This is a genomic window from Shewanella sp. MM_2022_3, assembly GCF_022557375.1.
In the GTDB taxonomy this organism is placed as follows: Bacteria; Pseudomonadota; Gammaproteobacteria; order Enterobacterales; family Shewanellaceae; genus Shewanella; species Shewanella xiamenensis.
In genome coordinates, this window is record NZ_JAKZGV010000016.1 from 64964 (window position 1) to 81189 (window position 16226).

A 16226-nucleotide genomic window follows, 5' to 3' on the forward strand; every position below is an offset into this window, starting at 1 on the left:
AGCTCATCGTTATAATTTTTAACATGCCAGTAATTTGACAGGAGCTAGTGCGTCTATGGAACATGGTTTCTTGATTCAAATTCTGCTGATGTTAGTCATTGCGATCGTTGCGATTGCGCTACTTAGGCGTATCGGTTTGCCAGCTATTTTGGCGTATTTGTTAACAGGAGTACTCAGTGGGCCGAGTGGCTTTCATTGGTTTACTCAGCAGCAAATGCAGTCTGTCGCCGAGCTTGGGGTGGTACTGTTGATGTTTACCCTAGGGCTCGAGTTTTCGGTACCCCGCTTATGGGCGATGCGCAGAACCGTGTTTGGTTTAGGCAGTGCCCAGGTGCTCGTCACCACTGTCTTGACTATGCTAGTGGCGTTAGCCTGTGGGTTGAATTGGATTGAATCACTCGTTATCGGCGCTGCAATTGCGCTTTCATCTACCGCCATAGTGCTTAAACTGCTCAATGAGCAGGGCTGGCTGAGGCGTCGTCATGGCGAATTATCTGTCAGTGTATTGTTATTTCAGGATTTAGCGGTAGTGCCGCTGCTGATTCTACTGCCATTACTCGGACAGAGTGATGAACCCTTAATGTTAGCCTCTATCGCTTGGGCGTTACTCAAGGGGATTCTCGCCTTCTTTTTCTTAATGGCTTTGGGGAAGTGGGCTTTACCCAGGCTGTTTGATGAGGTGGCAAGGTCGCGCTCAAATGAACTCTTTGTTCTTTCAACATTAGTGGTCGCCTTGGTCACGGGCGCATTTACCCAGTGGTTAGGATTATCGATGGCCTTAGGGGCATTTATGGCGGGGATGCTGCTTGGTGAGAGTCAATATCGTCGTCAGCTCGAGGCGGATATTCGCCCCTTTCGCGATCTATTAATGGGGCTGTTTTTTATTTCTATCGGCATGATGCTGGATTTTGGATTGGTTATTCAGTTTTGGTGGCAAATTCTATTGGTTCTGCTCGCAGTTGTGTTTGGTAAGGCACTTATTATCCATGGATTATTACGTTTAGTGGGCGAGCCCTTTAGGATTGCGATTAGCACGGCTTTAAGCTTGGCGCAGGTGGGGGAATTTAGTTTTGTGGTACTCGCGCTCGCCGTTAGCTATGGGTTACTGAGTAATGAGATCAGTACGATGCTGGTGATGGTGGCGGTATTATCGATGAGTATCGCTCCTTGGTTGGTGCGTCACAGTGTGGATATTGCAAAGTGGTTATTAGGGATCCGCCAGTCAGCGCATGTAGACGATGTGGTTCCTGTGATAAGCGACGACCATGATTTAGTGGTGATTTTGGGGTATGGGCGCGTAGGGCAAACCATTGCGCGTTTTTTAAAGACCGAAGCCGTGCCTTATGTGGTGCTCGATCTTGATCCCACAAGGGTTTCTGAGGCGCGTCGAGCTGGGGAGCCAATTTACTTTGGTGATGTGTGTAAGCGGGCCATTCTCAAACAGATTGGTATTAAGCATGCCAAAATGATAGTGATCACCTTTAGCGAATCCCGCAGTTTAGAAGACGCCTTACCCTTATGCCGGCAACTGGCTCCTGAAGCTAACATTTTGGTCAGAACCCGCGATGATAGCGAGTTAGACTTATTACAAAAGGCGGGGGCCAATCAAGTCATCCCAGAAACCTTAGAAGGAAGTTTGATGTTAGTTTCGCAGGTTTTGCATCAATGCGGAGTGCCATTAGCGCGGATCCTCAAGCGGTTAGAGTCGGAGCGGCGTAATCATTATCAATTCTTACATGGCTTTTTCTCGGGTACAGAGACGGATTTCACTTTAGAATCTTTGCATGCAGTGCTGCTGCACCGCGGTGCAAATGCCGTTGGTAAGCAAGTGGCGGATATTGATTGGGAATCACTGCGGGTAGAGTTGAGGGCTATACGTCGTAATGGTCAAGAAATTGAGCATCCTGCATCGGATTGGGTATTTCGAGCGGGGGATATTCTCCTCATCGTCGGCAAACCGAGAAGAGTAGAAAATGCAGAAGCAAAACTACTGCAGGGCTAGTTGGTTTAATGAGAACATCAATCAATAGGATAAAACGCACCAATAAAAAATGCCGACACTGAGTCGGCATTTTGTCTGTAAACTTGTTGTTAATTAATCCCTTGCGGGAAGTTAATTACAGAACAACAACGTTCGCAGCTTGAGGACCTTTTTGGCCTTGTTCGACTTCGTAAGAAACCTTTTGACCTTCAGCAAGGGTTTTAAAGCCATCAGATACGATTGCGCGGAAGTGAACGAATGCGTCAGCGCCACCGTTATCAGGGGAAATAAAACCAAAACCTTTGTCTTCGTTAAACCATTTTACTACACCAGTAGTTTTAGACATGAATGTCTCCAAAATTTTCAAAAAAATAATTCGCAACAATGCGTGAAATTAGCCAGAAATAGAATTATTTACATTGATGATAAGTTATGAGTGGAAAGCTTCATGACAGCAAACAAATACCGGGTGCAGCGAAGGTTTTCAAATACATAATATTGCTTATAAATAGGTCTGACTCACAGGCCAGGACGCAGAATAGCATACTCCCACTTTTTGTATAGCTTTATTTTTAACTAGGGCATATCTATTAGGGGTTTTTAGTTCGAATATTTGATGGGGATAATTTTTTATTGTTTTTATTCATATGGATAGTGTTTGATTGTGTCACTGAAGCCAGATTGAAATAATTATTCCTGTAAGTTTACTCGCACTATAAAAAGTGGTGCTAAACCTTTAGAAGGTGACTTATTTATTTGTCACTTTTCGTTACGTTATTAAATTGTTGCTTATTTGTGGTGGTGGTATTGTTTTCCGTATTGGGAAGTTTTCCCATCGAACTTTGACAATAATGACCTGTGGAGCATCAATATTGAAAACAGTATTAAAACGCATTGGGCTTGGCATTTTAGCCATATTGCTATTGTTGATGGCAGTTGCCGCCCATGAATGGTTTGCCAAAAAGCCATTTTTCTTTCGCGCATTTTTAGATAGAAGCGTCGTAAAAATGGCCTTTGAAAGTCCTGAGACGTTAACATCCTTAGGATTTTTAGAATCTGTTGGGATTACGGGGCATAACGCCCTGCTCGACGATGATAGCCCTGAAGCCATGGACAAAACCTTTACTCAAGTCCGTGCGTTAAGGGACACATTACTGAGTTACCAAGACGCTGATCTCGATGATAATCAGCGTATTTCGAAGGATATTGCATTGTATCTGGCGGATTTTGCCCTCGCGGCCGAACCCTATCGCTATCATAACTATCCGGTGAATCAGTTGTTTGGTGTGCAAAATGGTTACCCAAGCTTTATGCAGGCGCAGCATCAAATCCATTCGGTTGATGATGCTGAAAATTACCTCTCGCGCTTAATTGCGGTGAAGACTAAGTTTGGACAAACCTTAGAAGGGCTCAAACTTCGAGAAGCTAAGGGCATTATTCCGCCTAAGTTTGTGATTGAGCGGGTGCTTACTGAAATGAATGACTTTATCAGTGCGCCAGTTGAAGACAATATTCTCTACAGCTCCTTTAAAACCAAATTAGCAGAAACTCAGATTAGCAGCGATGAACAGGCGCGTTTGCTTGCCACCGCAAAAACCAATATTGAAGCTTACGTGCAGCCAGCGTATCGACTCTTCATTGATTATTTTACTGAGTTACAGACTAAAGCAGGCACGGATGATGGTTATTGGGCTTTGCCTAATGGGAATGTCGCCTATGAACAGCTGTTGAAGTTCTTTACTACGACAAATTACACCGCCGATGAGATCCATGCTAAAGGATTGGCCGAGGTGAGCCGTATCCAAGGTGAAATCATGACCATCTTGTCAGCACAAGGGTACGATACAAGCCAAGGATTTTCGGTAGCGATTGAGGCCTTGGCCGCCGATCCTAAATTTTACTATGAAGACACCGATGCTGGCAGAGCGCAGATCCTAGTGGATTATCAAAAAATCCTCGACGAGATCAATGCCGGACTCGATAACGCATTTCGTATCCGTCCAAAGGCGGGAATGGAAGTGGTGCGTATTCCTGAATTTAAAGAGAAAACGGCTCCTGGCGCTTATTATCAGCAACCGGCGATTGACGGCAGCCGCCCAGGACGTTTTTATGCCAACCTCTTTGATATCAAAGCAACACCTAAATACGGTATGCGTACCTTAGCCTACCATGAGGGGATCCCCGGACATCATTTTCAGGTTGCAGTTGCAATGGAACTTGAAGGGCAACCACTTATTCGTAAGATGGCACCTTTTACCGCTTATATTGAAGGCTGGGCACTTTATAGTGAGCGTTTAGCTTGGGAGCTCGGTTTCCAACAAGATCCCTTCGATAATATTGGTCGTTTGCAGGCGGAGTTGTTTAGAGCTGTGCGCCTTGTTGTTGATACAGGTATTCACCATAGTCGTTGGACGAGGGAACAAGCCATTGACTATATGAAGAAAAATACTGGAATGTCAGATCGCGATGTGACTGCTGAAATTGAGCGTTATATTGTGATGCCTGGCCAAGCGACAGCCTATAAGGTGGGGATGATGAAGATCCTCGAACTGCGGGAAAAAGCCAAACAAGCTCTTGGGGACAAATTTGATTTGCGCGATTTTCACGATGTGCTGCTTAAAAATGGCGCTGTTCCCTTAGATATTTTAGAAAAATTGGTTGATCGCTATATTGCTGATAAGCGTCGTCAAGCCTAAGTTGAGGTTACTTTAGTTGGCACATCCCCGCAGGAATGGTCTGCGGGGATATATCCCGCTCACGTAAGTGATTCGTCTTCTGGCTTTCCCCATCCGGTTTCAATACAATTCCCCCTTACACGTTGATAAATGCCTTTGACAATCGTGGTTTATTGTCCGTAAAGGTATTTTTGAGTTTCAAGGTTTTGCTGATGAATCGCTTTCCCCCCCAAGAGCCCATTCAATTGACTCAAACGGCAATTGAGTCCTTATTCACGCCGCCGACCTTGATGCGTGCCCGTGATTATGTGATGCAGGGGAAGGTGTTAAGTGCAAAAGCCAATGCCGATTTTCGCCATATTGAAGGCTCGGTAGCGGGCAGTGAAACCTCGCCCTATCGTCAGGATATACGTTTAGTCAGCGTCAATCATAAGCTCATCATGAACGGTTTTTGCTCTTGTCCCGCCACGGGACATTGCAAGCATATGGCTGCGGTACTGTATAGCTTGCTCACTGATAAAACGGTTGAGGATCAACGAATCGCCCAATGGTTACATCTACTCGATGATGCCGATGATCCTCGTTTGAATGATGTTGAGTCCCTCTACGATGATCGGGTGCTGTATATCCTCTCAAAGGACGATAATGGAGTGTTTATCGAGCTTAGGCGCGGCAAGCTTGGGAAGAAGGGCGGTTATAACAAGGGTTCCAAAATTGCACTCTCGGATGTGCAATATTATATGCCTGCATGGATTGGTGCCGAGGATGTGCTGATCATCAATCTGATAATGTCTACGAGGCGCCATGGTGCATCGCGGCTCTATCTTAAGGCGCAGTTAGGTGCGGTTGCGCTTGAGAAAATGCTCGCGACCGAACGTTGTTTTTGGGAGGAAAGTCGCCTCGCATTGACCGCGGGCGATGCCATTACGCCACAGTTTATTTGGCAGGATATTGATAGTGAACACAAGCAAATGCGCCTTGTTTTGCCCAAGCGAGATAATTGGGAGCTTGTGCCAACCGAGCCTGCGTATTATATCGAACTCGATTACTTTCAAATTGGTCTTATCGACACTGATATCAGTATTGAAAAATTGCGCCTACTCAGCCAAATGCCACCCGTGCCTCGCACGCAGGTTGAGGTGGTGAGTCATAAACTGATTAAACATTTTTCAGCGCGTACAGTGCCGCTACCAAGTGCCATCAATTTTGTCGAATTACGGGATAAACTTCGGGTTCGGTTGAGCCTGAATATGCTTTCGGCGGCATCGACTCAGGCCAATGCTACTCTGCCTAATACGATCCTGCCTAATACGACCCAACTCAAGACAACAACGCCGCATGCTCAAGCTATTACTATCAGCCAGCCCTATGTGACCTTGTCATTTATCTACGGTGATGTCGTTTTGAGTGGTAATGCAGCTAAAGAAGCCTTAACCCTTGTGACCCAAGGCGGAACGACCTATCAAATTAACCGTGCTTTGGACGAAGAGCAAGCGGCGGTTGAGGCTCTGCAAACGCTTGGATTTACTCGTTTTGTATTTGATCTTAGCAGTTTAGCCAGCCACTGGCGCTTAGGTGCGTTGCCCGAGGCGATTCGGGAGTGGCTGCACTTTATCGAGGAAGACGTGCCAAGATTACAAGCCCAAGGTATTGAGGTGTTATTGGCGCCCGAGTTTAGCCTTAAGGTAGTCGACACGCCGTTAACCGTTGAGCTGGATGACAGTAAAGAGGGCTGGTTTTCCCTGTCTTTGCATGCGGATATCAATGGGCAGCGGTTACCCATGTTGCCGCTGGTGGCCACTTGGCTTAAACAACATGGTGAGCCCGCCGATGATGCAGAGCTATTGCTACCAAGCCCAAATGGTGAGTGGCTTAAAATTAAAGCCAGTGTTATCAAACCCTTGATGAGCATTATTTTAGAGCTGTTTGAACAGCATCGCGGCAACAGTATCGCCTTACCTAAATATCGGGCACATTTACTCAATGAGTTAGCCCAGAGTGATATCAACTTGCTCAATGGTGAGCGGGTGCGACAACTTGCTGCCAAATTAGAACAATTTACCGGTGTTGTTGCGGTTACTGCGCCAACCCAATTACAGGCAGAGCTGCGTCCCTATCAGCAACAGGGCTTAAATTGGTTATGTTTTTTAAAGGAATATCAGCTAGGTGGCATTTTAGCCGACGATATGGGATTGGGTAAAACCATTCAAACTTTGGCATTCCTGTTGAAGCAAAAACAGCTTAAATCCGCGGCAGCCCCTCATCTACCCAGTTTAATTATTTGCCCCACCAGTTTGGTCGGAAACTGGGCAAAGGAGGCGGCAAAATTTGCGCCTTCGTTAACACTGGCGGTGATCCATGGCGCACAGCGCGGGCCGCTTTTGGCACGGTTAAGTGAGTTTGATGTGGTTGTTACTACCTATCCGTTAATGGTGAGGGATAACGATTTTTACCAAGCACAACCTTTTGAGCACATAGTGCTTGATGAAGCACAGCAGATTAAAAATGCTCAAGCTAAAGTCAGTCAGATGATTAAAGCGCTGCAGGCGCCTTTTAAACTCTGCCTTACGGGGACGCCCCTTGAAAATCATTTAGGTGAACTCAAATCCTTAATGGATTTTTGTTTGCCAGGACTCCTTGGGACAACGGCTTATTTTAATAAGGCATTTCGTTATCGGATTGAGCGTTACGGCGATAGCGAGCAGGCAAAAGTGTTGAGTCAACGCATTGCGCCCTTTGTGCTCAGACGAACTAAGACGGAGGTAGTGACTGAGCTTCCGCCTAAAACCGAAATTTATCAAACCCTTGAGCTTGAGAAAGATCAACGCAATCTGTACGAGAGTATTCGCTTAAGTATGGAGAAAAAAATTCGAGAATTGTTTGCAAGCCAAGGCGTGGCGGGCAGCCATATCGAGTTTTTAGACGCGCTGCTCAAATTGCGCCAAGCCTGCTGCGATCCGCGATTAGTAAAACTCGAACAGGCACAAAAAGTTAAAAATAACGCCAAGCTTAACTGGCTTAGCCAAAACTTGCCGGAAATGGTGCAGGAAGGACGCAAAATTTTAATCTTCAGCCAATTTACTAGCATGCTGATTTTGATTGAAGAATTGCTGCAATCCTTAGAGATCGACTACAGCAAACTGACTGGGCAAACTCGGCTGCGTCAGGGGCAGATTGATCAATTCCAAGAAGGCGATACGCCAGTGTTTTTAATTAGTTTAAAGGCGGGCGGAACCGGGCTTAATTTGACCGCTGCCGATACGGTTATCCATTACGATCCTTGGTGGAATCCTGCGGCCGAAAGGCAAGCCACTGACAGAGCACACCGTATTGGCCAAGAAAATCCGGTGTTTGTCTATAAGCTTATCGCCGAGGGGACGGTGGAAGAAAAAATCCAAGAGATGCAGCAGCATAAACAAGGTTTAGCCGATAGTATTCTTGAAGGTAAGGGCAGTGGCGCATGGCAAGGTAGCGCCGATGAACTGCTCTCTTTATTCCACTAAGGCATTGTTGCATATCACTGCCTGTGGTTGTTGACTTGGCGACTCTTGTACAAGCCGAGCGTTAACAGATTGATGTTTAAAAATTCTTTTTAAAATGCGAGTTAAAAGACAGAGGTGACCCATGCAGTACCCAGTCGATACCCATACCCATACCGTGGCATCCTCCCATGCCTATAGCACTATCCATGATTATCTTGCGGTGGCAAAACAAAAGGGGCTCCGCCTGTTTGCGACGACAGATCATGGCCCGGCCATGGCGGATGCGCCGCATTTTTGGCATTTTGTGAATTTACGGGTATTGCCGCGCATGGTCGATGGCGTCGGCATTTTACGCGGCATTGAAGCCAATATTAAAAATCGCGACGGTGAAATCGATTACTTTGGCGATTATCTGTCGCAGCTCGATATCGTCTTGGCTGGATTCCATGAACCCGTGTTTGCGCCCTCGGATAAGGCCACCCATACCGAGGCGATGATTAATACGATTAAAAGTGGCAAGGTCGATATTATTACTCACCCAGGAAACCCCGCATATCCCATTGATATTGAAGCAGTCGTCACTGCCGCAGCAGAATATGGTGTAGCACTTGAAATTAATAATTCCTCCTTTGAAGTGTCTCGCAAGGGCAGTGAAGCAAACTGCACCGCGATAGCCAAGGCAGCTAAAGCGTTAGGTGCAACCTTAGTCATGGGGTCTGATTCCCATGTGGCATTTAGCCTTGGTGGATTTGATCGCGCCTTAAGCATTATCGATGCGGTTGATTATCCAAAGGATAAGCTGCTTAATCGCTCGCCCATGGCGCTGTTAGACTTTTTGACTCTGCGGGGGCATCAAACTGTTGCTGATTTTATACCGCACTTTCGCGATGAAGCAATTTGAGGCGCTTGAGTCAATCAATGCAGGATGTCACTCCCGCGCGACCAACAGTGCTCTTAACTGGCGCGCACAGCCAGCTGGCGAAAGCATTAATCCGAACGCATCTCAATGGTGGATTAGCATTGAATCTCCATCCGCTTACGCATGCTGCGTTAGATATCAGCGATAAATACCGCGTGGCTGAGGTGTTTGCGCAGGTGAAACCCGACTGGGTGATTAACTGCGCGGCCTATAATGCGGTCGATAAGGCTGAGACGGCGGTGGATGAGGCTTATCGCGTCAATAGCCACGGCCCAGAATTATTGGCAACCGAATGTGCGCTCACGGGCGCGCGGTTAGTACATATTTCCAGTGATTATGTTTTTAGCGGCCTGCTTGCGGGCGTTGAGGCCAATGCCTTAAGTGAAACGGTGACACCTTCGCCATTATCCGTTTATGGCAAGAGTAAGCTTGCCGGAGAGCAAGCGGTGCTGCGTATCTTGGGTGAGCGCGCGATTGTTATCCGTACCGCATGGCTTTACGGTGTCGATGGGCATAATTTTGTGAAAACTATGCTGAGGTTGATGGCCGCCACGCCCGATGCTCAGTCGCTCTCAGTGATAAACGATCAAATCGGCTCACCTACGTGGGTCGATGCCCTCGCGTTGCTTATCTGGCAACTGATGCTAACGGGTGAGGCGGGGCTATTTCATTATTCAGGGCAGGGGCAATGCAGTTGGTATGAATTTGCCCTCGAAATTCAGCAGCAAGCGTTGGCTCTGAAGTTATTAAAGAAAGCCGTGCCCATCATTGCCATTGATAGCCTCAGTTATGCCGCCAAAGCGCTTGAGAAAGGCAATGTACTGGCACAAAGGCCGAGTTACAGCGCGCTTAATAGCGATAAACTGCGACAGACGCTGGATAAGCACCATCTTGTGGCTATGCAATGTCCTGAAGTTTGGCAGGATTGGCGAGTGCAACTTAACTGCATGCTTAATGCTTTTATAACACAAGGCGAAAAATCCTAAACTGATGCCGTTTTTTTGTTACTCACAGGCAAGCGGATTGCCTTTGCCAGTATTCCACTCCTAGTGGTTTATTTTCAAGGCGGTGAATACGAATGCAGCCTAGGGAATGACTCTTTTCAGCGTATCTTGCTTGCCTTAGACTCGACTTATTTAAAATTAAAGCCTGATGCTTAGGACTTAAGCTTTGGTGTTTAAGCCCGCTTAGTCAATTTTGCTTGATTTATGACGAATTTGTTCTTAATTCTCAATGGCTGCCGATGGCATAATGCCGCAAAGCTGATTGAATAAAGGACGACTAAGTGACCGATAACACCACAATTGCGCTGCATTTTTCTAAAGCGGACTTGTTGCGGCTAGTGAATATAGCCCATGCGGCAGGTGATGCCATTATGGCGATTTACGCCCAAGAGCATATTGCTGTTACACAAAAGAGTGATGAGAGTCCTGTCACTGCTGCCGATCTTGCGGCTCATAGGGTGATTGTCAGTCAATTAGCTGAGCAATTTGCGGGCATTGCTGTGATGTCAGAAGAGGCCGCCGATATTCCTTGGGATGAGCGTGAGCAATGGCAGACCTACTGGCTTATCGATCCTTTAGATGGCACGAAGGAATTTATTAAGCGAAATGGCGAGTTTACCGTCAATATTGCGCTTATCCATCAAGGCGAAGCTATTGCAGGTGTGGTTTATGCTCCAGTGTTGAACACGACTTATTATGGGGCGAAACACTTAGGTGCTTGGCGACAGGATGGACAGCAAGAACAGCCGCTTCAGGGCTGTAAGATGCCAAGACAGGTGCCGATAGTGGTGGGCAGTCGTTCACACTTAAGCCCAGATGTGGCTGATTATTTGAACAATATTGGCCAGCATGAAATGTTAAGCGTAGGAAGCTCGCTGAAGTTTTGTATGCTGGCAGAAGGTAAGGCCGATCTCTATCCAAGATTGGGGCCTACCAGCGAATGGGACACTGCGGCAGCGCAGGCGGTACTTGAAAGCGCAGGCGGTAAAGTCGTGTGTTATGACTCAGGTTTACCCTTAACCTACAATCAAAAACCTGACATATTAAACCCTTATTTTATTGCCACAGCGCCTGGCTGGGCAAAATAACGAGCAATCACAAGCGAGTCTGCGCGGACTCCTTGGCAGAACAATAGCGGAGAAGCTTATTCATGATACGCATGGGCATCGATTTAGGCGGCACAAAAATAGAACTCGTCGCCTTAAATGACGAAGGAAATGAGGTTTTTCGTAAGCGTATCAATACCCCTCGGGATTATCAGGGCACGCTTAACGCGATCGTCGATTTAGTTAATGAGGCTGAAGCGACCTTAGGTGAAAAAGGCTCTGTTGGCGTGGGGATCCCTGGTGTGATTTCTCCCTATTCAGGATTAGTCAAAAATGCCAACTCGACTTGGATCAACGGTCATCCCTTGGATGTGCATTTAGGGGAGCTGCTCGGCCGTGAAGTGCGGGTTGCTAACGATGCCAACTGTTTTGCGGTATCTGAAGCAGTCGATGGTGCTGCTGCGGGTAAATCTGTGGTGTTTGGAGTGATCATTGGCACGGGCTGCGGCGCGGGTGTGGCCATTAACGGTAAAGTGCATGCGGGTGGTAATGGCATTGGTGGCGAATGGGGCCATAATCCGCTGCCGTGGATGACCAAGGAGGAGTTTAATACTACCCGTTGTTTTTGCGGTAATCCTGATTGTATCGAAACCTTTATTTCAGGCACTGGCTTTGTTCGTGATTACAATGAGGCGCTCAGTCGTGCAGCAAGCGTCCAACGTGTGCCCGCTAAATCTGGTTCAGAGATCATGACTTTAGTCGATGAAGGTGATGAGATTGCCATAGCAGCCTTTGACCGTTACATGGATAGACTCGCGCGCTCACTGGCTCATGTGATTAATCTACTTGATCCTGATGCGATTGTGTTAGGTGGCGGCATGTCGAATGTTGAGGCTATTTACCCAAGATTACCTGCATTATTAAGCCATTATGTTGTAGGGCGCGAATGCCGAACACCGGTTGTACAGAATCTTTATGGTTGTTCTTCGGGCGTGCGCGGCGCCGCTTGGTTATGGGAAAAATAACCCAGTAATCTTAAGTTTTCACTCGTGACAACGCATCGCCTCGGCGATGCGTTTTGCTTTCTTTTGATGTTATGATTGCGCTCCTTTGGATTATTGGGCGCTAGCGCATGTTTTGGATTAAGAAAGTTGTCTCTCAGGCAATTATGCCTGTTCCATTTATCCTGTTGTTATTGCTGCTATCTTTGTTGATTTGGCGCAAACCGCGGTTAGCAAAATGGGCGATTGGCGGTGCTTTTACCCTTCTACTGTTATTAAGCAGTCAATTTAGTGTCGATTATCTCGTGAAACCGCTTGAGACCCAATATCCCATTAATTCCACTCCCATTGCGGATACCTGTGTGGTGATGGTGCTGGGTTCTGCTCACTCGGATATTGAAGGTGCTACGGCGGTACAGTCCTTATCGGCTGTGGCATTGGCAAGATTAACGGAAGGGCTTCGGCAGCTTAAGTTAGGTCAAGATTGTAGTTTAGTCGTTAGTGGTTGGGGCGGCGAGCTAACCCAACATCCCCACGCTGAAGTCATGGCCAAGGCTGCGGTTGAACTTGGCATCGATGCGTCACGTATTATTGAATTTCCGCTCGCGCGCGACACCCTTGAAGAAGCGCACTATTTTAAAGAGCGCTTTGGCAATCAGCCTGTGCGATTAGTCACCTCGGCCTCCCATATGCCACGGGCGATGGCCATTTTTAGTGGTAAAGGATTAACCGCAAGTGCGGCGCCGACGGATTTTAGGGCCAGAGACGATTTTTATTGGCGTTTTACTGCGGATAACTTACTCGCCTCGCAACGTGCGCTACATGAATACATTGGCCGTTTATGGCTTTGGGTAAAACAGGAATAAAAATATGGCCTTAGAGTCTGATATTGTCTCGGTTCGTCCACTCTCTAAACGTAATGGTTTGACTTTAACTATTGTAGGTGCCTGTGCCTTTGTATTGGGCTTTGGCTTGTTTGTGATACTACCTGAGCTATTTGCAGTGGGCTTAGTGTTTTTCAGCTTGGGTGCGATCGCATTGATATTGGGCCTTGCAAAGGTTTTCGAGCCTGACACCACATTGACTATGGATGAGCAGGGGCTGACTTATTTTCATCGCCGCGGCAAAGTGTCGATAAACTGGGATAATATTCAGCGGGTTGACATTCCAAGGGTGACTCAGGGAGTTGATACTATTGAGCTTTCCTATATTGGTATTAAGCTAAAGCAGTTAAATCCGATACTCGATAATATTTCATTACGGCTTGCAGCGGGATTATTGACTGAGCAGCGACCATTACTGGTTACCGCCGCATCACAGCAAGAAGATTTAGCGACCTTAGAAACTTATCTTGGTGCTGAATTTAGCCCTTTGGTGGTTGATGGTGACAGATACCGCGGCGTATTGGCGATGTTTGGACATCGCTGCGTGATGCTCAACACTCACCTTGGCTATCATCTTTATATTCCCCATGACAGTTTAGATCGTGAGCCGCGGGAATTTATTAAACTGTTAAGGCAACGCATCGCGCAGAGTTCGACGCAAATCGATGCTACAACAAATTAACACTACTGATAAAAAAGGGGCCCCGATGGGGCCCCAATAAGTTGCAGAGAGGAAGTTTGGGTTGTGCAGGGGGCAACCCAAAGGTACTAGTACTAGTGTGCTACCTCTGCGTGTACCTTATCTATGCCATAAGTTTTACCTTCAGCATGGCAGGTCGCGCATGATTCTACTGGTAGGTTAGGATCAGTCACTGCATCCGCTTCTACAATCGCACCGTTACTTCTAAAGTGAGCTACTGCTGCTGCATCTGAGTGAGCGTGACAGCTGCGGCATGATTCAGCTACTGGGCTAATATAGTAGCTACCCACTTTGATAGAGCGTTTTTCAGAAGTCAAACCACCGTCAGTTGCAAACAGTTTAGCGCCGTCTTTATGACATGCAGAACATGCTGTTTCTGGTGATGGGTAACCGAGCAATTCACCTTTATCGTCACGGAAGATGCCTGTGATAGAGTCAAAGTTACCACTGTGGAAACGGTGGGCAACGGTGAATAGGTCTTTGTTGTTGAAGGTGACGTCTGGATTCACTACTTTGCTTCCATCAGCGCCTTTGTAAACAACCGTTTTGTGACCTGAAGCACCCGTTGTATCGTTATGACAGTTCATACATTGAGTGAAGGTGTAAGTACCGTGTCTTGTTCCTTTAACATAGTCTAAGGTACCGTGACAGGCATTACATTTGGCTTCTTCAACAGTGATACGAGTTGGGTCAGACATACGAGCAGTGCTGACTGCGCTACCATCTAAGCTGAAGAATTTAACAGGAGAGCTGTTGCCAATTGGGTTAGTTGGCCCAAATTCAAGTCCTGTTGCATTACAGCTTGCTACTGCACCAGCCTTGATACAAACGTTAGCTTCTGAACTGACATACATAGTTCCAACTGCTTGTGCATCTGGAATATCTTTAACAAAAGTCAATACACCACCAGAAAGCGTACCACTTGCAAGGTTTAAGCTGATAGCTGTAGGTTTAACATCTCGCCACGCATAAACAGTACCATCGGTAGCAACATTACCCAGCAATAAACCGTTAGCAACTAACTTTCCTGTTGGATTAGTGGTCGCATTATAGGTTGCAAGGCTTGTTCCATCGGCAATGGGTGTACCATTGATGGTCACATTAGCCTTGATGGTTAATGTTTTCATACCTAAGGTGGCTGACGGTGCAACTGCTGCACTTGTAAAGTCCACTTTAAATAAGTTGGCGTATTCAGCGCGTTTACCAACACTATGAACAGCTTCAGGTGTTAGGCTACCACTACCGTGACAAGATTTACATTGAGTGTCGTCGGCTTGAGCTAAACCAAATTCTGAGTGGTTTTCACCAGTTGCGAAGTTGACATTGATATGGCAGCCCACGCAAGCCTTAGCGTAGATATTGGTGTTATAACTTGGTGCACCATCGTGACAGGATTTACATTCTTTCAAGTCAGATGGGAAACCAATTTCACCAAAGTATTCTTTGGCTTCACCAGACAGATACGCTGCATTATGTTCACCGGCATGGATACGGTGGATCATTGGAGCAAAATCAAAGACCCAACCTTCAGCAAGTTGTGCATCGCTGGGTACTAGATCTGGGTTATGGCAAGTTACGCAGTTTTTAACGTCTTGATAATTATGGTGAGCTTCGATCTTAGCGATATGGCCATCAGTTTCACCGTGACAGTTTTTACATGCTGCACTCGATACTGTGTCTTTGCCTGATGCGGCTAACTCATCGGTCGCTGGGATAAAATCAACAGGTACTGAAAGTACTTTATCTGCTAAGGCAACGCCTTGGCTATTGGCGATATTGTATGCGCGTAAAAATACTCTGTGTACTGCATTAGGGTTATCATTCGGATTAATGATCGGTGCAGCACCATCGTAAGTCCAAGTGGCAGTGTATGTACCAGGGTTTGCAGTATCTTCAGTTAATTTACAAGCATTCTTAGTACCGTTAAGGCCGTTTAGAGTACAAGTTAATGAGCTACCCGCTTTGTTTGCCGTAGCATTGTTTTGCCATTGAATTGGCGCACCAGTGCCTGACGTATTGTCATTTGCCGTTAAAGAGTAGATCGCAATTTTATCGAGTCCCATAAAAGGAACATCTTTGCCTGCGCTCTTTCCGGTTAAGCTGAACTTAACACTGAAACCTTCGCTGCTGGTGACTTTGATATCAGCTGGGCTAAGAGTAAATTTCAGATCGGTTATAGATTCTGCGGTTTTAGCAAAAGAACCAGCGGGTAACCCTGGTGTACCAGGCGTGCCCGGTGTTCCAGGGGTACCTGGTGTTCCGGGCGTGCCGGGTGCACCATCTTGCCCGTCTTCTCCGTCCCCGCAGGCGGTTAAACACAAGGCACTAGTGAGAGCTAGTGCCAGTAGAGATTTATTGTAGTTTTTCATCATCGCGTCCCTTTTTCTTTCTATAAGACTGCGTGTGCAGTGACTCTACTATAGGTCGAACAATCTACTTATAAAGGGGTATTTGCAAGTTTGTATCTGATATGTGAACAGTGATTTAACACATCAAAATGGAAATTCTAAAATATGAAATTAAATATTTCTAAT

11 protein-coding genes are annotated in these 16226 nt (G+C 46.6%); 9 read left to right on the top strand and 2 right to left on the bottom strand.

Translation table 11 applies throughout. From position 1 onward, the window contains the following. Positions 1–55 precede the first annotated feature (55 nt). A complete protein-coding gene (locus MMG82_RS10905; protein ID WP_055646667.1) occupies positions 56–2002 on the top strand; it encodes a monovalent cation:proton antiporter family protein in 1947 nt (648 codons plus the stop codon). Positions 2003–2117: 115 nt separating this feature from the next. Here the strand turns inward: MMG82_RS10905 and MMG82_RS10910 are convergent, their stop codons facing one another. Beyond that, positions 2118–2327, bottom strand: coding sequence for a cold-shock protein (locus tag MMG82_RS10910; protein WP_011071803.1), 210 nt, complete (start codon positions 2325–2327; stop codon positions 2118–2120). 526 nt (positions 2328–2853) lie between these two features. On the opposite strand from MMG82_RS10910, the gene MMG82_RS10915 reads away from it, so the two are divergent. The 8 genes from MMG82_RS10915 to MMG82_RS10950 all read left to right on the top strand — a co-directional run bounded on the left by MMG82_RS10915 (position 2854) and on the right by MMG82_RS10950 (position 13674). After that, positions 2854–4677 (top strand): DUF885 domain-containing protein, encoded by a 1824-nt coding sequence (locus MMG82_RS10915; protein ID WP_047534669.1) that lies wholly within the window; start codon positions 2854–2856, stop codon positions 4675–4677. A gap of 191 nt (positions 4678–4868) precedes the next feature. Further along, a complete protein-coding gene (locus MMG82_RS10920) occupies positions 4869–8159 on the top strand; it encodes an SNF2-related protein (RefSeq protein WP_241406845.1) in 3291 nt (1096 codons plus the stop codon). Between the two features lie 121 nt (positions 8160–8280). Continuing rightward, positions 8281–9039, top strand: coding sequence for a phosphatase (locus MMG82_RS10925; protein ID WP_037416787.1), 759 nt, complete (start codon positions 8281–8283; stop codon positions 9037–9039). Positions 9040–9056: 17 nt separating this feature from the next. Beyond that, on the top strand, positions 9057–10043 hold the full coding sequence (gene rfbD, locus MMG82_RS10930; RefSeq protein ID WP_241406846.1) for a dTDP-4-dehydrorhamnose reductase: 987 nt from the start codon (positions 9057–9059) through the stop codon (positions 10041–10043). A 299-nt stretch (positions 10044–10342) separates the two neighbouring features. Beyond that, a complete protein-coding gene (cysQ, locus tag MMG82_RS10935; protein WP_037430860.1) occupies positions 10343–11149 on the top strand; it encodes a 3'(2'),5'-bisphosphate nucleotidase CysQ in 807 nt (268 codons plus the stop codon). A gap of 62 nt (positions 11150–11211) precedes the next feature. After that, on the top strand, positions 11212–12132 hold the full coding sequence (gene mak / locus MMG82_RS10940) for a fructokinase (RefSeq protein WP_047539202.1): 921 nt from the start codon (positions 11212–11214) through the stop codon (positions 12130–12132). Positions 12133–12239: 107 nt separating this feature from the next. Further along, positions 12240–12974 carry a YdcF family protein gene (locus MMG82_RS10945; RefSeq protein WP_224020787.1) on the top strand — a complete coding sequence of 245 codons (735 nt, stop codon included), beginning with the start codon at positions 12240–12242 and terminating at the stop codon, positions 12972–12974. 4 nt (positions 12975–12978) lie between these two features. Then, entirely contained in the window at positions 12979–13674 is a 696-nt protein-coding gene (locus tag MMG82_RS10950) for a DUF2982 domain-containing protein (RefSeq protein WP_037416799.1), read from the top strand. A 92-nt stretch (positions 13675–13766) separates the two neighbouring features. Here MMG82_RS10950 and MMG82_RS10955 read toward each other — a convergent pair whose 3' ends face one another. Next, on the bottom strand, positions 13767–16064 hold the full coding sequence (locus MMG82_RS10955) for an OmcA/MtrC family decaheme c-type cytochrome (RefSeq protein WP_047539196.1): 2298 nt from the start codon (positions 16062–16064) through the stop codon (positions 13767–13769). Between the last annotated feature and the right edge of the window lie 162 nt (positions 16065–16226).